Annotated in this window: 16 protein-coding genes; 2 read left to right on the top strand and 14 right to left on the bottom strand. The window is 50.0% G+C overall.

All coding sequences use genetic code 11. The annotated features are described in order from the left end of the window. The first annotated feature begins 265 nt into the window (after positions 1–265). Positions 266–2,500: a nitrate reductase gene (locus H6F75_RS23955; protein WP_190755243.1), complete on the top strand. Its 2,235-nt coding sequence runs from the start codon at positions 266–268 to the stop codon at positions 2,498–2,500. Between the two features lie 13 nt (positions 2,501–2,513). Then, positions 2,514–2,963: a phosphate-starvation-inducible PsiE family protein gene (locus H6F75_RS23950; RefSeq protein WP_190755241.1), complete on the top strand. Its 450-nt coding sequence runs from the start codon at positions 2,514–2,516 to the stop codon at positions 2,961–2,963. 70 nt (positions 2,964–3,033) lie between these two features. On the opposite strand, the gene H6F75_RS23945 is transcribed toward H6F75_RS23950, so the two are convergent. The 14 genes from H6F75_RS23945 to H6F75_RS23880 all read right to left on the bottom strand — a co-directional run bounded on the left by H6F75_RS23945 (position 3,034) and on the right by H6F75_RS23880 (position 18,399). Continuing rightward, the gene (locus tag H6F75_RS23945) at positions 3,034–4,107 is read right to left on the bottom strand and encodes a glycosyltransferase family 1 protein (RefSeq protein ID WP_190755239.1); all 1,074 of its coding nucleotides are present in this window, start codon (positions 4,105–4,107) and stop codon (positions 3,034–3,036) included. Between the two features lie 51 nt (positions 4,108–4,158). Continuing rightward, positions 4,159–5,121: a GDP-mannose 4,6-dehydratase gene (locus H6F75_RS23940; protein WP_190755237.1), complete on the bottom strand. Its 963-nt coding sequence runs from the start codon at positions 5,119–5,121 to the stop codon at positions 4,159–4,161. 35 nt (positions 5,122–5,156) lie between these two features. Continuing rightward, positions 5,157–6,329 carry a glycosyltransferase family 1 protein gene (locus tag H6F75_RS23935; RefSeq protein ID WP_190755235.1) on the bottom strand — a complete coding sequence of 391 codons (1,173 nt, stop codon included), beginning with the start codon at positions 6,327–6,329 and terminating at the stop codon, positions 5,157–5,159. Positions 6,330–6,515: 186 nt separating this feature from the next. After that, positions 6,516–7,694: a glycosyltransferase family 1 protein gene (locus tag H6F75_RS23930; RefSeq protein ID WP_190755233.1), complete on the bottom strand. Its 1,179-nt coding sequence runs from the start codon at positions 7,692–7,694 to the stop codon at positions 6,516–6,518. A 12-nt stretch (positions 7,695–7,706) separates the two neighbouring features. Beyond that, entirely contained in the window at positions 7,707–8,624 is a 918-nt protein-coding gene (locus H6F75_RS23925) for a glycosyltransferase family 2 protein (RefSeq protein WP_190755231.1), read from the bottom strand. Then, positions 8,621–10,027, bottom strand: a complete 1,407-nt coding sequence (locus H6F75_RS23920; protein ID WP_190755229.1) for a glycosyltransferase family 1 protein — start codon at positions 10,025–10,027, stop codon at positions 8,621–8,623. The genes H6F75_RS23925 and H6F75_RS23920 overlap by 4 nt, the downstream gene beginning before the upstream one ends. Before the next feature lie 107 nt (positions 10,028–10,134). Further along, positions 10,135–11,307 (bottom strand): methyltransferase domain-containing protein, encoded by a 1,173-nt coding sequence (locus tag H6F75_RS23915; protein WP_190755227.1) that lies wholly within the window; start codon positions 11,305–11,307, stop codon positions 10,135–10,137. Then, complete coding sequence (locus H6F75_RS23910) at positions 11,276–12,109, bottom strand: methyltransferase domain-containing protein (protein ID WP_190755225.1); 834 nt, start codon at positions 12,107–12,109, stop codon at positions 11,276–11,278. Before H6F75_RS23910 ends, H6F75_RS23915 begins: the two co-directional genes overlap by 32 nt. Positions 12,110–12,151: 42 nt before the next feature. Beyond that, complete coding sequence (locus H6F75_RS23905; protein WP_190755223.1) at positions 12,152–13,561, bottom strand: ABC transporter ATP-binding protein; 1,410 nt, start codon at positions 13,559–13,561, stop codon at positions 12,152–12,154. Continuing rightward, positions 13,551–14,369: an ABC transporter permease gene (locus H6F75_RS23900; protein ID WP_190755221.1), complete on the bottom strand. Its 819-nt coding sequence runs from the start codon at positions 14,367–14,369 to the stop codon at positions 13,551–13,553. The genes H6F75_RS23905 and H6F75_RS23900 overlap by 11 nt, the downstream gene beginning before the upstream one ends. Before the next feature lie 370 nt (positions 14,370–14,739). Continuing rightward, on the bottom strand, positions 14,740–15,543 hold the full coding sequence (locus tag H6F75_RS23895; RefSeq protein ID WP_190755219.1) for a metal ABC transporter permease: 804 nt from the start codon (positions 15,541–15,543) through the stop codon (positions 14,740–14,742). Continuing rightward, the gene (locus tag H6F75_RS23890; RefSeq protein WP_190755217.1) at positions 15,543–15,830 is read right to left on the bottom strand and encodes a YkvA family protein; all 288 of its coding nucleotides are present in this window, start codon (positions 15,828–15,830) and stop codon (positions 15,543–15,545) included. Before H6F75_RS23890 ends, H6F75_RS23895 begins: the two co-directional genes overlap by 1 nt. Before the next feature lie 181 nt (positions 15,831–16,011). After that, positions 16,012–17,127 (bottom strand): AI-2E family transporter, encoded by a 1,116-nt coding sequence (locus H6F75_RS23885; RefSeq protein WP_190755215.1) that lies wholly within the window; start codon positions 17,125–17,127, stop codon positions 16,012–16,014. Between the two features lie 309 nt (positions 17,128–17,436). Continuing rightward, complete coding sequence (locus H6F75_RS23880; RefSeq protein WP_190755213.1) at positions 17,437–18,399, bottom strand: aldo/keto reductase; 963 nt, start codon at positions 18,397–18,399, stop codon at positions 17,437–17,439. Positions 18,400–18,523: the final 124 nt, after the last annotated feature.

Raw genomic sequence — 18,523 nt, 5'->3', positions numbered from 1 at the left:
GGACACACAGTTTGCATTTCCGGCAAACCTAGCACAGTCAATAGCCCGGTGGCGAGAGCGAATATTAGGTTTTCACAACCTTGTGATTTTGAATGTTCTTAGCGTGAGGTGTTTTTGGAGATCTGAATCGTCCTCCCAGCTCTCTCCCGTAAAAACTTCACTCCGTAGCCTCCCTTGAGAAGGGGTTAGGGAGGATCTCCACCGAGAACTTCACCACTGTGAAGTACCACCCCCTACCCATCCACCCCCTACCCATCCACCCTCTATGACCGATCCGGCTAAAACCTTGTGTCCTTACTGCGGCGTGGGTTGCGGCCTGGAAGTCTTACCTCCGGCCCAGCCCAACAAGCCCATTAACCGCGACGCAGCAGGCAATCCGCTGTGGCAAACGCGGGGCGATCGCGCCCACCCCTCTAGCCAGGGCATGGTGTGCGTCAAGGGGGCCACCGTGGCCGAATCCCTCGATCGCGATCGGCTCAAGTACCCAATGATGCGAGCCTCCCTCGACGATCCCTTCCGGCGAGTGTCGTGGGAGGTGGCGCTAGATGCGATCGTCAACCGCATTCAAACCGTCCGCAACACGATGGGGCCGGACGGCATCTGCGTCTACGGTTCAGGGCAATTCCAAACCGAAGACTACTACGTGGCCCAGAAGCTAGTGAAGGGCTGCCTAGGCACCAACAACTTCGACGCCAACTCGCGGCTGTGTATGTCGTCGGCAGTAGCGGGCTACATCCAAAGCTTTGGCAGCGACGGCCCACCCTGCTGCTACGCCGATCTGGAGGCGACCGACTGCGCTTTTTTGATTGGCACCAACGCCGCCGAATGCCACCCCATTGTCTTTAACCGCCTGCGCAAGCACCACAAGCGCCATGGCCACGTCAAGCTGATCGTGGTCGACCCCCGCCGCACCGAGACGGCTAAGGCCGCCGACCTGCACCTGGCCATTCACCCCGGCAGCGACATCACCCTGCTCAACGGCATTGGCCACCTGCTGCTGCGCTGGGGCAGCCTCGACCCCGAGTTCATCGACGGCTGCACCCAGGGCTTTGCCGCCTACACCGAGGTGCTGCGCCACTACGAGCCAGCCATTGTGGCCGAGCGCTGCGGCATTTCCATCGCCGATTTAGAAACCGCCGCCCGCGCCTGGGCCGATGCCAAGGCGGTGCTGTCGCTGTGGTCGATGGGGCTCAACCAGTCGTCGGAGGGGACGGCGAAGGTGCGATCGCTGATCAACCTCCACCTGATGACCGGCAACATTGGCCGACCGGGGGCGGGGCCCTTTTCCCTCACCGGACAGCCCAACGCCATGGGCGGGCGCGAGGCCGGGGGGCTATCCCACATTTTGCCGGGCTATCGTCTGGTGAAAAACGCCGACCACCGCCGCCAAGTGGAAGAGTTTTGGGGATTGCCCGCGGGGCAGATCTCTGCAACACCGGGCCTAGCCGTGGGCGAAATGATGCTGGCCCTAGAGCACCAGCAGGTGGGCCTGCTGTGGATCGCCGCCACCAACCCAGCGGTCAGCCTGCCCGACCTCAACCGCACTCAGGCCGCACTGCGCCAGTCTCCCTTTACCGTCTACCAAGACGCCTACTACCCCACCGAAACCGCCGAGTTTGCCCACCTGCTGCTGCCCGCCGCCCAGTGGGGTGAAAAAACCGGCACCATGACCAACTCTGAGCGGGTAGTGACTCTCTGCCCTGCCTTTCGCCCGCCCCCCGGCGAGGGCCGCCCCGACTGGGAAATTTTTGCCGAGGTGGGCCGCCGCCTGGGCTTCGCCCACCAGTTTGACTTCGCCACCAGCGCCGAGGTCTACCGCGAGTTTGCCCAGATCACTCGAGGGCAGCCCTGCGACATCACCGGCCTCAGCCACGATCGCCTGCGAGAGCTTGGCCCCATTCAGTGGCCCTGCCCCGACCCCGAGACCGCTACCACCGCCGCCACCCGCCACGACAAGCGCCTCTACACCCGAGGTATTTTTAATACCGCCGATCGCCGGGCTCGCTTTGCTGCCTTCCACTCCAACGGCCTGGCCGAGCCGCCCGATGACCAGTTTCCCTTTGTCCTCACTACCGGCCGGCTCTACGGCCACTGGCACACCCAGACCCGCACTGGGCGAATCGAAAAAATCCAGAAAATGCACCCAGCTCCGTTTTTGGAGATCAACCCCCGCGATGCCCAGCAGCTCCAGGTGCAGGGGGGCGAATGGGTGGAGGTGCGATCGCCCCGAGGTAAGGTTCGACTGCCGCTACTGGTCACTCAAAACATTCGTCGGGGCACCCTGTTTGTGCCCATGCACTGGGGCAGCCTGTGGGCCGCAGAGGCCGAGTGCAACGCCCTCACCCACCCGGTCGTCTGCCCGACCTCAGGCCAGCCCGAGCTCAAGGCTTGTGCAGTGCAAGTCGTGCCGCTAAAGCATCCCGAAGCGGCAACTGTCGCCGCAGAAACTTTACCCGAGACTACAGAATCGTCTATTCTCTCAGCAGCACCCATCTCCTGAGCAACTAGTATCGATGGCAAACCGGGTTAGACAGTTGCTCAAGCAACTCGAAAACGACATCTTTCTAAGCCGCCTGCACCAGTTTGAGGGCAGCATCTCAAAGGTGCTTTCCCTAGGCATGATTGTTGTTATTTTGGCGATCGTTTTTGATCTAATAGTGGTGCTGATCGCAGCCATTTTTACCACTGCTCCTGGCACGTTTTTGGGCCAGACCGTGATCGATATTTTTGGCCTCTTTTTAACGGTGCTGATCGCCCTGGAGATTTTAGAAAATATCACCGCCTACATCCAAAAGCATGTGGTGCAGGTCGAGCTGGTCATCGCCACGGCCCTGACTGCGGTGGGGCGAAAGTTCATCATTCTTGACCTGGACAAGGTTTCGGGTACGACGCTGATCGGGTTGGCGATCGCGGTCTTTGCCCTCGCCATCAGCTATTGGATCGTGCGGGTCAGCCACCGTTAATTAGTTCTGAATGTTGAATTTTGAGTGCTTAATTAATTCTAGAACCCACAATTCAAGACTTAAAACTTACTCACAAACAACGCTGAAGAATCTCGCTGGTTTGGCGTCCAGCCTGCTCCCAGCTAAAGGCCTTCACCCGCGCTAGCCCAGCTTGGTGAAGCGTCAGCCAAAGGGCAGGGTCATTGGCCACGGCAGTCATTGCTTCGGCCAGCGCGCCGACGTTGTAAGGATCAATTGACAGCGCCGCCTCCCCAGCCACCTCGGGCAGCGATGATAGGTTAGACGTAATCACCGGCGTGCCGCAGGCCATCGCCTCTAGGACGGGCAGGCCAAACCCTTCCCATAGGCTAGGAAACACCAGTGCGATCGCCTGGTTAATCAAGCGAGGCAGTTGATCATAGGGAACGTAGGCCAAAAACTGAACGCGATCACCTAGCCCCATCGCCTTCACCTGGGCTTGCAGTGCTGGCGTATAGCGGGGGTCAGGCACGCCAGCAATCAACAGCTTAAAGTCGGGCAGCCTAGTTTGGGCAAAGGCCTCAATCAGACGGCCCAGGTTTTTATAGGTATAGTGGCTGCCCACATAGAGGAAATAGGGCTGACGCGGCAGATCTAGCCAACGATAGTGATCAGCATCGTAGGCTAGAGGCACGATCGTTGCAGCCTTGGGTAGTGGACCCAAAAAATGGTGGATATCGCGCAGGGTTGACTCAGAATCGCAAATAATGTGCTCAGCCTGGCGAATCACCTGGGGCAGATAGTGCCGAAAATACAGCGTCAGCGGCGACCCTGGCTGGGGAAAGTGCAGGGGAATCAAATCATGCACCGTCACCACCGTTCGGCACGACGACCAGAGCGGGGCTTCGGGAATGGGTGAAAACAGCAGTTTTGCTCCAAGCTGTCGGTATAGCTTGGGCAACTGAAACTGGGTCCACCACAGCCGCCGAGCATGGCCCTGCTTGCCTGCATCCGTGGTAGCACCCTGGGGTGAGGGCAAATGGCAATGGCCAGCGATCGCGCGATCGCTGAGAATGCAGCTGTCTGTTATAGCAAGATGCTGCACTAGATTGAGCGCATAAACCCCCAGCCCCGTCGGCTTAGTGGGGACAAACGCCAGGTTGATCAGCAGCGAGGCCTCAGTCATGCCAGGGTTGTTTAAGAACGTGTTCTAGGCCGGCAATCGGCTGGCCGGGGCCTACCCATTCAGCGTTTTCAGGTCGTGGTCGACCATTGATTCGACAAGGCGCTGAAACGAATACTGGGGCTGCCAATTCAGCTCAGTTTTAATCTTGTCAATCGACCCTACCAGCTGCACATCCTCATCGGGGCGGTAAAACGTCGAATCAACGCTGACGTACTGCTGGTAGTCCAAACCCAGATAGCTAAACGCGCAGTCTACCAATTCACGCACCGAGTGGGTCTCACCGCTGGCGATAATATAGTCATTGGGGCTCTCCTGCTGCAGCATTAGCCACATCGCCATCACCACATCCTGGGCATGACACCAGTCTCGCCGGGCATCTAGATTTCCCAGCCGCAGTTCCTTGGCCTGGCCGAGTTTAATCTGCACCGCCCCGCGGGTAATTTTACGAAAGACAAACTCTGCCCCCCGACGCGGCGACTCGTGGGTGTAAGTAATACCGCAGCAGGCGTACAGATCATACTTTTGTCGATAGTTGACCGTCATCCAGTGGGCGTAGGCCTTAGCCACGCCATAGGGGTTTCGGGGTCTAAAGGCCGTGCGCTCGGTCTGAGGAGATTCATCGGGTTCACCAAACACCTCACTGCTCGATGCTTGATAAAAGCGGGTGCTGGGCTTGCAGCGCCGAATTGCCTCCAGCAGACGAGACACCCCCAGGGCGGTGTACTCAGCAGTTAAGGCCGGCTGAGTCCAAGATAGGGGCACATAACTTTGGGAAGCCAAATTGTAAATTTCATCGGGCTGCGTCTGATCGATGGCGTCAATCAGCGAGAACTGGTCTAGCAGATCACCCGATATCACTTCAATTTGATTCGAAAAATGGCTGATGCGCTCAAAACTGCTGGAGCTAGAGCGCCTCACCATGCCACAGACCTCGTACCCCTGTGCCAACAAAAGCTCAGCCAGGTAAGAACCGTCCTGGCCGGTCAGGCCTGTAATCAATGCTTTTTTGGCCATTGAAATTACTCTATAGGTCAAAGAGCTTAGCTTACTTATAGTAGTGAACGATAGGCCGCCAGAGTTGATTTAGCCGTACGAGTCCAGGAAAATTGAGCCGCTTGCTGGTAGCCCTTGGCGATCATGGCCTGGCGGAGGGGGCGATCGCCAATGACTCGCCATAGCGCCTCAGCTAGGTCTTCTACACTGGTGGGGTCTACCAACAGCGCCGCATTACCGGCCACCTCGGGTAAAGACGACATATTGGCCGTGACCACCGGGCAGCCCAGGGTCATGGCCTCCAGCACCGGCAGGCCGAAACCTTCGTAGAGCGAAGGATAGGCAAAGACATCGGCATTTTTATAGCAGTAGGCCACTTCAGCATCGGAGAGATAGTCGAGATGGCGAATGTGATGCTGCCAGGGAGAAGCGGCGATCGCCTCGAAAATTGGCTCAAACTGCCATCCTTTTTGGCCCACCAGCACCAGTTGATGATCGATGCGCCGCTTATTTTTAAGCTGGTCAAAGGCTTGAATCAGGCGCACCACATTTTTGCGAGGTTCTAAGGTGCTAACGAAAAGGATATAGGGGCGATTCCGGAACGGATCGCTTCGCGAATCGCCTAAGTCAACCGCTTTTACAGCACGGCTCACCGCCTGAGTATCATCAGCGTAGCGGCTAGCCAAAGGCGTTACCCATATCCGCTCTGGTGAAACCCCCATATATTCCACAATGTCGCGCTTCGAACTCTCAGAAATTGTCACCACCAGGTCAGTCCAGCCTAGGCACTGCCGCACCCGCTGGCTGTAGGTGCGCACCACCGCCGTCACATACTCGGGATAGCGCAGGAATGACAGATCATAAATCGTCATCACTCGCTGACTACGCCGACAGGGGTAGACCGCATAGTTGGTGCCGTGATAGATGTCGGGTTGACCAAATCGATGCTCTAGCTGCCCCAAAACTGGATTTTTAGGCACTTGGGCCAGCAGGTTAAGCAAGCGCACCGGCAGAGGCAAGACGGACACATTCTCATAAACCGAAAGCGCCTCAGGCAAAGCCAAATTACCTCGTAGCCAGTTCTTAAGGCTGGGTTGATAGGCAATGTCAAGGCTAAAGTTTTCAGTTGCTTGCAGCGATCGCAGCGCCCACAGCAGGTTTAGTACATACAGGCCTACACCACTAGGCCTAGGCAGAACTGGAGTAGCGTCTACAACAACCTTAAACATATACAAGCCAAAAGCTATGCCATTGTGATTAATCAAAAACCAAAATTACTTATTTCCTCCTCGACCTAGCTCTGCGTTGTCGGATTCTATTTCCGCTAAAATCCTTTTCCGCTAAAATCCTTCTTCCTAGGCAGTCTTTTCCAGATGCCTTAGCCTAAAAAAGTCAAACACACTTGATAGCCCATCCTATCGCGAATAATCTATCTCAGTATTTGCGACAGGGCGGCTATAGCGTGGCATCTGTAATACCCGCTCATAAGCAGCATAGACCGCAGCGGAAGTCCTATCCCAAGAGAAAAATTGAGCCTGCTGCAGGCTTTTTTCCCGGCATGTGTTACGGCAGACAGGCCCATCAACTTGCGTTAGCGCTGCCATAATACTTTCTTCATTAAGTGGATCAACGTAAAAGACGGCATTTCCACCAACTTCAGGCATACTACTCGTCTTTGACGTGATCACCGCCGCGCCGAATCCCATAGCTTCTAATACGGGCAAGCCAAAGCCCTCGTAAAGAGAGGGATAAACAAATGCCCAGCAATGCCGGTAAAGCCACCGAAGAACAGCGTCGCTAACATAACCTAAAACATATACCTGATCCTGTAGTTTTAGATCAGCAATATAAGTATTCAAATCATCTTCTAGCCAACCATTTGTCCCCGCCAAAACCAGCGGTTTTGGTAAATTTTGCTGACCAACATAGCGTTTGTAAGCGACAAGCAATCGGCGCAGATTTTTCCTAGGCTCTAAAGTTCCCACAGAAAGAAAAAAATCTGTTTTGGTAGCAAGCTGGGGCACGGGTTCTGCAGGGCCATGCACTGACAGGCGGTTGCCTAAATGAGTTACCTCCACACGCTCTTCAGGAAAATGTGGAAAGTTTTCTAAGAATCTCTTCTTACTGTAATGAGAAATAGCGATTATCATATCGGCTGAAAGCGATGCTTCCAGCATTCCATTAAAACAAATATGACGATTTTCTTCAGTAGTACAGTCAGGCAAATCAATGAAACTCAAATCATAAACAGTATAAACTAACCGCGCTTGTCTCAAACGCGGGCTCGAAAAATTATTAGCATGAATAATTTCAGGAAAGCCAAGTTGACTTTCATCAATTCCCTCAGGACTACCCCAAAAGCGAAAAGAGTCTTCTTTTCGCTTGAAATGAAGAGGATAAAAACAGTTTTCAAAGCCCAAGCACGAAATACTCTCCGGATGTTTGGGATCCCAGTAGGTAGTGCCAAAAGTTTTATAGAGATAAAATGTGTCCTCTTGATGTTGACTCACCATTTTTCTTATCAAAGCATCAGCATAAAAACCACACCCAGTTCTTGTGCTGCCAGTTTGGCTAATATCAAAACCTATTTTCATATCAAGCCTAAATTATAAAAAAAATTTACTTCTCAAAAAACGATAATAAGCAGCTAATGTCCAACGCATTATTTGGCAAATCGTCAAGGGTGAAACTGCGAAATTTCGCCATCGACGATAACCATAAAAAGCCTCGGAGAAAAATGTATTAACGCGCTGCACTTGAACCCACAAATTGCCCGGATCACGCCCTTGAGCTTTCTCTTGCTCTTCTGCCGAGACTGAAGCATAAGCTAGAACCCACCGTTCAGGCGATCTAAGAAACTTAGCTTTTAGCATTTCATTAATTTCGTGGTGAACAGCAACTCTTTGACCTAAAGTTTTAGTATCCTGATAAAATCGTGAACCAGCTAATAAGTCTGGAATATAAAAAAAATTACTTTGCTTACCATATCGAAGCCAAAGCTCATAATCCATGCAAAACTTAAGACTGATATCTAGGTCGCCATAGGTATCCACCATTCGGCGACGAAAGAAAACAGCAGGTTGACATAGAAAACATATTTCTTTTAAGCGACTATAATCCCAAGGCTCAGTAGGATATGGCTCTATATAACCACCTTCTCTATCAATGTGATTAGCGTTGCCATAAACTACGTTAATCTCAGGATAATTTAAAAATATAGTTCTCACCTTTTTGAAAGCCTCAGGGTAATAAATATCATCAGAATTAATCCAGGCAATAATATCCCCTTTGGTAGAGCGAATACCTTTATTTACAGCATCTGCTTGCCCGCCATCGGCTTCGCTAACCCAGCGTAAATAGTCTTGGTATTTGTTTAAAATCTCTATCGTTTCATCGTTACTGCCTCCATCACAGACCATATAATCAAATTCAACAGCAGTTTGAGACAAAATGCTCTGAATCGTCCGCTCGATAAACTGCCCTTGATTATAGGACGGGGTAATTACACTAAAGGTAAGAGTCATACCAATCTTCGAGGAGGTGACACATGTGACACAGCAGCTCTAAACACATCCAAATATTGTTCAGTCATAGAGCGCTGACTAAACATCTGCAATCGCTGCTGAGCACAACCCCTCAAATGAGTAGTCAACGCGTCGTTGTGAGCAACTGCTGCGATTGCATCGGCAATACTTTCGGGTTTACGCGGATCAAAATAGATGGCAGCATCCCCACCAACTTCAGGTAAACTTCCAATTGAACTACAGGCAATTGGTTTATCAAACCACATAGCCTCTAGGAGCGGAATACCAAATCCCTCATAAAGTGAGGGAAATATTAAACCTTTGCAGCCCTGCCATACGGCAACTAATTCTGCTTGGCTTAAAAAGCCCAAAAAATGAACATAATTTTCACAACCCAGCTTAAACACTAGTTCTTTAATGTCTCTCTGCGGCTCCTCTAATGCCCCAGTAAATACTAAATTTAGAGCTGATAAAGGAAATTCTTTTTTATATACAGAATACGCAGCTAAAAGCATACGATGGTTCTTATGAGGCCAGAAATTAGCAGGAAAGAACAAATATTGTCGTTTTCCTAAGCCTAATCTACTAAGAGTAGTTTCAACCAAATCATTTGGAATTTTAGTCAGCCGCTCGTGAATACAGATTGGGATCGACGTCAACCTCTCAGAATCCCCATCCAAATGGGTTAAGAAAGATTGGCGCGTAAACTCAGAAATACAAATAATCTGACTAGCCTTGTGCAAAAGATCCTTGAGAAATCGAGTTCGATGAGATCTCTCATCACCACTAAAAAGAAAAGGCAAATCCAAGTGCTGCAAATCATAAGCAATAGCAACAAGAGGCAATCCAGGCTCCGCAAATGTTGGGGCAGAGAAAGGACAAAACAGTAAGTCGATATTGTAACTCTCTTGCAAAGTTTTTGGCTTGAACATCGTAGAAACCGCTTCTTGTCTAAGCAAACTATTTCGAAACTCGCTTAGATATTTCTTAAGAGAAGGAGCAAGTCTTGAAAGCCCAAATGGAAGACTCTTTAAAACACGTTTTCCACCGACGACGGATTTATCCAGCAGTATTTTCAATATTTCTTTAAAGTTGGATTTAAGTGATGATAACTTGAGAAGACTTAAAGTGCTTTTGTAATCTTCCTTTGATTGATTAAACTCTATTGCAGGCACGAAAAAGATGTCTGACTTTAGAAGGCAGGTAATATTACTTGACTGAAACTCCAGTAGCTCTTGATAATTCCAAGATTCAGCAATTAAGAGATACTCGAAATCGCTCGATTGAACTGAAGAGAATTCCTCTAGAAGAGTTAGGATTAAAGTCTTAGCTCCACCATTCTCACCGCCTGGGCGAAGAGGTGTTAAATCGACGGCAATCCTTATGACAGATGCTTTGGTCATAGATGAGTGGAAGAGTTTAATTAAGTACAGCTCCGAATTTCCGAAAACTTTACTACGCAGTGATTAGCATGCTGATTGCTTAGGTTTACCTACTTGCTCACATGCTCTTAAGAAAATAGTTTCTTGAGTTTTTCAAGCCAATATATACCGCTTTTTTCGTTGAGTTGTTGGTTCAAAGCCTCAACCTGCTGAGTTAACGCTTCAACCTGCTGAGTTGACACTTCAACCTGCTGAGTTAACGCTTCAACCTGCGTTATATGCAGTTGACGATTAACTTCAGCTTCCTTTAATTGCTGTGTCAAAATAATAATCTGCTCTAATCGTGCCGCCCGATCTTGTTCTGAGTCCTGTAATGTTTCAGCTAGAGCCAGCTCACGTTCCCTTAAATCAAGCAGCGCTAGTGTCATTCGACTTTGGGGATGAGCTAATAGAGCTGCCTCTACCTGCTCAGAACTATGTGTTTCTAGTTGCACTCTACTAGCAACCAGAAACATGTCGTAATCAGCGAAGATTGCCTGTTCAAAGAGAATATTTTTAACTCCTAACTCGTTTAAAATCCGCACAATAGAGCGACGACTGAAAAGGTTTAGATGCTCATCCGGCTGTAGCATCCCTAAAAAAGGACTTTGCAAGTCTACCAAGTCTGAATAAGTTTTTCCTTCTTTAAATTCTGGCGTCTGAATAAGCAAGAATCCGTCTGGTCTCAGTAACTCCAAGCAGTTCTGCAATGTAGTTACTGGATTTGGGAGATGCTCTAAGACATCCATCATTACAATTACATCTAAGCTGCCCTTAGAAAGATCAATATTTTCCAGAGGACCCAAATAAACTGGTATACCAAAAGTCTTTTCCCCGAAGGAAACAACCCATTGGCTCATCTCTACACCAGAAGATTGATATCCAGCTTGTTGCATAAAGGCTACAAAGCTACCATGACCGCACCCTATTTCCAGCACATCGCCAGGTGGCAAGCGGTATCTCACTAGCGTTCTAAACCAATGAATATTGCGCTCAGTTAAATCTTTTCTGGAACGTATATAGATATCTGGGAAACCGAGATCCTGACTCTGATGATCAAGCCAATACTGCTTTCCGTAAAAGTCTACTTCATCATCATGGACGAATAATTGATCAGTAGATAAGGGGTTGAGAGAAACTAATGTTCCGCAAACTTTACATTCTGCGTACTTAGAAGAAAAGGTTGAAAGATTAGAATTTCCGCACCAGCAGTTATGCATGCCTATCTCTTTACACTCCTTTTCTTGCCATAAAAACAGCACCACTACAGTCTTGCCAATCTGTTTCCATTTCCAACAGGCCAGCTAGAATAGACCTAAAAGCAGTTGCGAAATTGGGATTAGATGACAAGAACGGGAAAATAGAATCTCCTAACTCTCCGGCATTCTTATCCTTTACATGCCAGATGCCGTCCATCAAAAGAAAGATACCACTATTGTGTTTCGGCAGAATTGGGACGTGCTCTTCAGGCTTAAGCCCTGCTCTGATAAAACACTGTTTCCATTCATCTGGATGAAACGGGTTAGATAAATGATGATACTCTAAGAAATCTTTCAAAAGAGCTCGCGATACCTGATCAAAGCCAGCCATTGAGACGAGGTTAGGAAGTAATGCCCATTGTTCGTATCGATGGGTCACAACGCTACATATCAGGGTGCCGCCGGGCTTGAGGCAACGACTAACTTCCGACAAAACCTTATCTATATTATCCATATGCTCTAAGGAGCAGTTGGCAAAAATATGGTTGAATGAATTACTTGGTTCTGGTATTTGGTGAGCATAACCAAGATGAACATTTTGATAGACACCACTTTTCTCAGCCAGCTCAACTGCAACTGGATTGATATCCATTCCAGTAACTCGCTTGGCATGAGGCCAGAGTAGCTTGAAATACTTTCCGTCGCCGCAACCTAAATCTAAAATATTTTCTGTTAATTTATATTGTTGATATGCAGCGTATTCCCAAGCACGCCAATGACTTAAGGGAGGAATATGAGGATAGAGCTGAGAAACTACATCGTAGCCTTGAATCACCTCCTGTTTTTGCAAGATTAGAGTTTTCATGTAATCCTTCCATCAAGAGTAAATTGAATCAATTAACTGATCTTAGCCTATTAAGGATTCAGGTGTGAAATCATTATCACTAGGCATCTGTAGGACGACACTACTCTTCATATCACCTGGCAAATCAGCAATGCCGTGGTGTGTCAGAACACTGACACCGTTTTGAGCGGCTAACCCAACTGTAAACGAGCCGACATCGGACAAACTGCATAGATGGCAGAAATGGGAGGATATCTCTTCATGTGAAACATGCTCACGTTTTTGCCACCAAAAGTTTTCTAAGGAAGCCAAGGCAACTTCGAAGGTGTATTCACCTGGCTGTAGGTTTAATAAAATCCTATGCTGGCATAAGATCTTACTCCCAGCGCTTAAATTTTTGGGCACATCGTGGCTAAATTGCCAGCTGTTTTTACCATGAACAATAACGGCGCGATCATTTTTCAGAACAGCTCCGCAGATGGGTACTTCAATATCAACTAGTAGCCGAAATTCATAGTAAAAAATTGCTTCATCACCCTGCCGAAAACTATAGCAAGGTTGATTTGTAACATCGCATAAAACAATGCCGGTACAGATAGCTTCACCTTGACTAATTTGCTTCTTTTGAGATAAGTCAATAAATAATTCCCTACGTGGTACAAGGAGTTGGTGAGTATCTAATTGCTGATGGTTATCAGGCATCTCGATGCTATGTTTGATTCTTCGATTTTGACGGGATGACTGATATAGTAAATAATATTCTTTAGCTGCCTCACTAGAGGAACCAATAAATTCTTGATTGCCCTTATCGATTAAGATAGCTCGTTCACAATATTGTTCAACATCAGGCATAGAGTGGGAAACCAGAACAATAGCCGCTCCAGAATCCCGCAGTTGTTCAAGCCGGGCGTAGCATTTTTGCCTAAAAAATACGTCCCCTACAGCTAGAGCTTCATCAATGATAATAATATTTGCGTTAATATGAGCTTGAACGGCAAATGCAAGACGCACAAACATACCGCTAGAGTAGGTTTTGACAGGTTGATCAATAAAATCTCCTATGTCAGCAAACTCTACAACCTGGTCATAACATTCTGCTATTTCTTGCTTCGACAAGCCTAAAATACTTCCATTTAGAAAAACGTTTTCCCTACCTGTAAAATTGGGATTGAACCCGCTACCCAACTCTAGTAAGGCAGCAATTCGACCATTTACAGTGACACTGCCACTGGTTTGATCTAGTGTTCCAGCAATGACTTGAAGAAGTGTACTCTTACCACTGCCATTGCGCCCAATAATTCCAAAGGTTTCGCCTTTTTTGACTTCAAAAGAGATGTCTTTTAGTGCCCAAAACTCCCTGAAGTATTGTCGCTTTTGGCCAGCCAGCATTTGAAATAGGCGGTCTTGAGGCTTATCGTAAATCTGGTAGCATTTGCTGAGGTTGCTGACACTGATGGCTATGTCAGAGGACATCTGCAAACCCCCTGCGCGTTTTTTGGAACCAAACAAAGCCCAAGTAGGCCACTGCAGAAGTTGCCGCTAGGTACAAACCCCAAAGATCAAACCTAGGTATTTCACCCCACATCAAAATTCCTCTAAATTGCTCAAGTGCAGGAGCTAGCGGGTTCAGGAGTAATACGGGTTGAAATTTTTCAGGAAGAGCTGATACAGGATAAAAAATAGGTGACAAGAACATAAGCACTGTGGTGATAATTGTGGTTACCTGTGAAATGTCGCGCAGGTAAACTCCTAAAGCAGCAAAAAACCAAGTAAGACCCATTGTCAAAAGAACGAGCGGCAAAATTATCGCGGGCAGCAATATGATGCTGAATTTTGGCAAGCCAAAAAGTACAGCGTAAAACACTAGCCATACAACAATGCTCATCAGCGCATGAAAAAGGGCTGAGCCTAAGGCAACCCATGGGAGTATCTCTAAGGGAAACACAACCCGCTTCACATAGTTAACGTTAGACGTAATTAAGCTAGGTGCTCGATTAATGCACTCGGCAAATAGGTTAAATACAATTAACCCCGCGAAAAGCACCAGCGCAAATTCAGCTTTGGAGTCGTTGCCGTTGTCCCATCGAGCTTGGAACACGACGCTAAAAACAAAGGTGTAAACGGCTAGCATGAACATTGGGTGGACTAAAGACCAGACAATACCCAGGGATGAACCCCGATAGCGACCGATTATATCTCTCTGAACCAAGGAGATAATAAGTTCGCGATGACGCCATAAGCTAACGGTTAACTCGCGAGGGGAAGCACTGAACTGCTGCATCAGGTAAATTCGCTCTTACTCCAAAGGGCTTAGATGGGGGGTTGATAGAGGCTTAGGTATTAAATAGCTTGTGATAGTAGAAGGGGGTTATATTGTTTTGGATTAAAGCGAAAAGTTTATTTATCACCAACCTCTGCTGAATAGAGGGCTTTTGCGAGACTCGCTAATTCCAGAACAATGTACACCAAATCGTTCGCTCCTTACCATTGTGGCTCCTAGGAATCCGGATTGGGTGGTGGCTTAGCTAAGGTAGTTGATTTGTTTTTAGGGGGAGATATGGATAAATCAGTCTAGTGCCTGATTGCCACTACAGGTATTGCCGGCGAGCGCTTATCTGCGGTCTAGTATTTTAGGTGGTAGGTCAGGATGCCTAGCGGGGACTAAATAGCAGAGCCAGCAAAAACCCAGCAAACACGATCAGGCCGATCGCAGGCCCCGAGGGAATATCTAAATAGTAGCTGCTGTACATGCCCACGATCCCGAAGAGCACTCCCAGGGCTGCGCCTAGAATCATCATCCAGTGGAGTTCTTTGACCAGCAGATAGGCGGTAGCGGCGGGGCCAACCATGAGGGCCACAACTAAAATTACGCCTACGGTTTTCATGCCAGCAATAATGGCCAGAGTTATACCAGCCATCAGGCCAAGATTGATGGCATTGACGGGCAGTCCTAGAGCTTCGGCTCCAAGTGGGTCGAAGGTGAAGAACAACAGCTCTTTATAAAATAAGGCTACTCCCAGTAGCACCAGTCCAGCAATCAGGGCAATTTGCCAAACATCGCTGGCATTGATGCTCAGGATATCGCCGAACAGCAGCTGCTCTAGGGAAACTCGGCTGCGAAACACCGTTAGCAGAGTGATGCCGAGGGAAAAGAAGGTGGAAAAGGTGATGGCCATGGCCGTATCGACTTTGATGCGCGATTGAGTGCGAATCCAGGTGATGACGGCGGTGCTAAACAGGCCCATGGCGAAGGCTCCCAGCAGGATAGGGAGGTTGAAAAAACTGGCGATCGCCAGTCCCGGCAGCACCCCGTGGGCTACCACATCCCCAAGCATGGCCATACGCTGCACGATTAAATAGGTGCCCACTACCGGACACAAAATGCCCACTAGCAAACTGGCCAGCAGCGCCTGACGCATAAAGTCGTAGTTGAGCGGATCGAGCAACCAGTCCATTAGGATTTTTTGGGGTCGGCAGGCAGAGAGGTTACACCGGTAGCATTGTCAGCTAGGGTCTTTTGGGCTTTTATGGTCTGGCGGCGATCGAGCAAGACCTGGGTAATGCCGGTAGCCAGCAGGGTGGCCACTACGCCGTCGTCAATCCAGCCCGCCACGGGGATAAAGTCGGGGGAAACGTCGATAGGGCTCAGCAGGTAGATGAGCGAGGCGCCCATGACGACCCAGCGATAGCGGGGATGCTTTAGCAGGCCGTTGTAGAGACGACTAAAGAACGGAATTTTCATGGGGGAGACGGAGAGAATGTCCGAGACTCGTCACCGACTACTGTAATACAATCTCTTGGGCGATCGCCCAGGCGCTTTTTAAGGACAGATCTGGCAACGAAAACAACCTAAGACTTCTGTCTGCTCTAGAAGGTACAGGCTCTGCATGCCTCCATAAGAATATTTTTTTCCTAGGAATTGCCTAGCCTTGGGCGTTTTCTTGAATGGGATCTCCGGCGGCAGGGGCGGCCTGCGGCAGCACAGGCGGTGAGGTCACCTCGCCTCGAGCCTCGGCAATCATATCGATAACAATTTCTTTGATCACGCTGGCGATGGGCACCGCGATTAGAATGCCCATCACGCCCCCTAGCCTGGCTCCAATAAACACGGAGATAATCAGCCAGATGGGGTTGACGCCAATCAGGTCGCCCATCACCTTGGGCAAAATGATTTCGTCTAAAATTTGCCCCAGCACCAGGGCAATAACAAACACCTGAATGCCCATGCTTAGGTCGTAAAACATGACGAACAGGCTGACGGTGGTTTGAGCAAAAGCCCCCATAAACGGAAATAGGCTGCCCATGCCGATCAGCATGGCAAACATTAGGGCCAGGGGCACGCGAATAATGGTGAAGATCACCGCCAGCACCAGGCCAAACCCGGTCGCCAGCATCACCTGCACGCTGATGAAGCGGCGAAATTTGTAGGACACGCGGGTTTCGAGGCGCGATCGCCACCAGGGCGATAGCCAGCTCATGATGCCCGCCCAAGCTCTGCCGCCCTTGGTGAGCATAAACACCGTCAGCACAATCACAAAAAACACCTTAAAGCCGCCGCTGACTCCGCCCGCCAGCAGCCCCAGCAGCGTAGTGCCCAGGGTACGCATTACCCCGGTCATCTGGCGCACCAGCTCGGCTTGGCGATCGCTGAAGTTAAGGCCCAAACTCTGGACAATGGGCAGGCTATCCAACCAGCTAAACAGACCCTCAGTCGAGGTGGTCCACTGGGGCAATTGATTGAGAAAAGTGCCAATTTGACCCACTAGGGCTGGCAGAACGAGAAAGCCACCGATGGAGATAGCCGCGATCGCTACCACCACCACCACCGTCAAACTCAGCGATCGCGATGCCCCTCGTCGCTGCAACGCCTGCACGGGGTAGTCGAGCACAATCGCCAGCAAAATGGCGATCAGCACCATGTTGACCAGAGGCTGAAGAAAATTGATCAGGAGAATGAACAGCCAGCCGTTTAAGAAAAACAGCGGCAACAGCAGAGAATTGCGCAGCCAGCGGGGAAAAACCAGCGCCTTCGGGTCCATGGGCAACTCACCTAGGGGGGCCTGCCCTAGAGTATTTCCCCAAGCTAACGAGAATATAGGATGGCGAGAAAGCTCTAAGGTTCGGTCTTCGACGGCGCTCAGCTACCGAGCAATTCCCTCAACTTTTCCGTTTTCCTTGGGAGAGGCTTCGTCGACGACTCTAAGTAGAGAACGTTGATGGCCAACACAGAGGACTTTCGGCGTTGCTGAACGGTGGCTGAATTTAGTTCGGAGCAAACGGCTGCTTAGCCCCTACGAGAGACGTTGAATTGTCGATTCCTGACTATATCCAGCAACCCCGAAAATCTTTTACCCAAAAGCCCACATCACCGGGTCGGTGGGCAGGTGATCGGTGACGGTGCGGCTGATGCCGTCGATCGCCGCCAGGTCGTCCGCAGAGAGCGAAATCGCCGCTGCCTTAGCATTCTCCACGGCCTGCTCACTGTTACGCGCCCCCACGATCGCGGTGGTCTGAGGCTGAGCAATCAGCCAGGCTAGGGCCAAATTCCCCAACGTAGTGTTGTAACGCTCGGCGATCGGGCGCAGCTTTTCTAAGGCAGCCTGGGCTTTGTCATAAATCGGCGGCTGAAACAGCTTGTTTTTGCTGCGAATGTCTTCCTTGGGAAACTGGTGGTCGGGGCTAAACTTGCCGGTGAGCAACCCCTGAGCCAGGGATGAATAGGACAGGATCGTCAGGTTGTTTTCTACGCAGTAGGGCAATAGCTCAGTCTCTACCCCACGCCAAAAGAGAGAATAGGGCGGTTGAAGGCTATCGATGCGGCCGTACTGCATGGCCTCTTCGATTTGAGCCTTGGAAAAGTTCGACACCCCGATCGCGCGAATTTTGCCCTGTTCCTTCAGCTGGTTCAGCGCCCCCATGGTTTCACCGATGGGCACGACCTCACTCTTAAACGCCCCCGATGGCCAGTGGATCTGGTACAGGTCGATCACATCGGTCTGCATGCGCTGGAGAGACTGCTCGCAGGCCTCGACCACCTGGTCGGCCTTGAGGTGGTTAGCGAAGACTTTGGTGACCAAAACAACTTGGTCGCGCCGATCCCCCAGGGCCTTGCCCACCAGCTCCTCAGAATAGCCGCTGCCATAGACCTCCGCCGTGTCGAAGGTGGTTATCCCCGCCTCCAGCGCCGCCTGCATCGCGTCAATCACATCCTGGTCTTCGACACCGACCCAGCCGCTCTTGCCCGCCTGCCAAGTACCAAAAATCAGTGGCGTGATCTCGATATCGGTGTTGCCCAACTTGCGAGTTTCCATGCTCAAGCGCCCGTCCCTGGATTTAGCTACCTGCATGATAGCGTCGTTGCCATTGGAGCCCTTGATCGCGAGGGCAAAAGGTAGTACCGGTTTATTATCTATAGGGTGTTGGGTTATGGGTATC

This window comes from Nodosilinea sp. FACHB-131, assembly GCF_014695395.1.
Classification (GTDB): Bacteria; Cyanobacteriota; Cyanobacteriia; order Phormidesmidales; family Phormidesmidaceae; genus Nodosilinea.
This window is presented reverse-complemented; position numbering and strand designations above follow the sequence as displayed.

Coding starts and splice junctions, on each gene's coding strand:
- H6F75_RS23890 (WP_190755217.1), bottom strand. CDS start 15,830: ATGAAAATTCCGTTCTTTAGTCGTCTCTACAACGGCCTGCTAAAGCAT.
- H6F75_RS23905 (WP_190755223.1), bottom strand. CDS start 13,561: ATGTCCTCTGACATAGCCATCAGTGTCAGCAACCTCAGCAAATGCTAC.
- H6F75_RS23880 (WP_190755213.1), bottom strand. CDS start 18,399: ATGGAAACTCGCAAGTTGGGCAACACCGATATCGAGATCACGCCACTG.
- H6F75_RS23885 (WP_190755215.1), bottom strand. CDS start 17,127: ATGGACCCGAAGGCGCTGGTTTTTCCCCGCTGGCTGCGCAATTCTCTG.
- H6F75_RS23935 (WP_190755235.1), bottom strand. CDS start 6,329: ATGTTTAAGGTTGTTGTAGACGCTACTCCAGTTCTGCCTAGGCCTAGT.
- H6F75_RS23950 (WP_190755241.1), top strand. CDS start 2,514: ATGGCAAACCGGGTTAGACAGTTGCTCAAGCAACTCGAAAACGACATC.
- H6F75_RS23925 (WP_190755231.1), bottom strand. CDS start 8,624: ATGACTCTTACCTTTAGTGTAATTACCCCGTCCTATAATCAAGGGCAG.
- H6F75_RS23895 (WP_190755219.1), bottom strand. CDS start 15,543: ATGGACTGGTTGCTCGATCCGCTCAACTACGACTTTATGCGTCAGGCG.
- H6F75_RS23920 (WP_190755229.1), bottom strand. CDS start 10,027: ATGACCAAAGCATCTGTCATAAGGATTGCCGTCGATTTAACACCTCTT.
- H6F75_RS23910 (WP_190755225.1), bottom strand. CDS start 12,109: ATGAAAACTCTAATCTTGCAAAAACAGGAGGTGATTCAAGGCTACGAT.
- H6F75_RS23940 (WP_190755237.1), bottom strand. CDS start 5,121: ATGGCCAAAAAAGCATTGATTACAGGCCTGACCGGCCAGGACGGTTCT.
- H6F75_RS23930 (WP_190755233.1), bottom strand. CDS start 7,694: ATGAAAATAGGTTTTGATATTAGCCAAACTGGCAGCACAAGAACTGGG.
- H6F75_RS23900 (WP_190755221.1), bottom strand. CDS start 14,369: ATGCAGCAGTTCAGTGCTTCCCCTCGCGAGTTAACCGTTAGCTTATGG.
- H6F75_RS23955 (WP_190755243.1), top strand. CDS start 266: ATGACCGATCCGGCTAAAACCTTGTGTCCTTACTGCGGCGTGGGTTGC.
- H6F75_RS23945 (WP_190755239.1), bottom strand. CDS start 4,107: ATGACTGAGGCCTCGCTGCTGATCAACCTGGCGTTTGTCCCCACTAAG.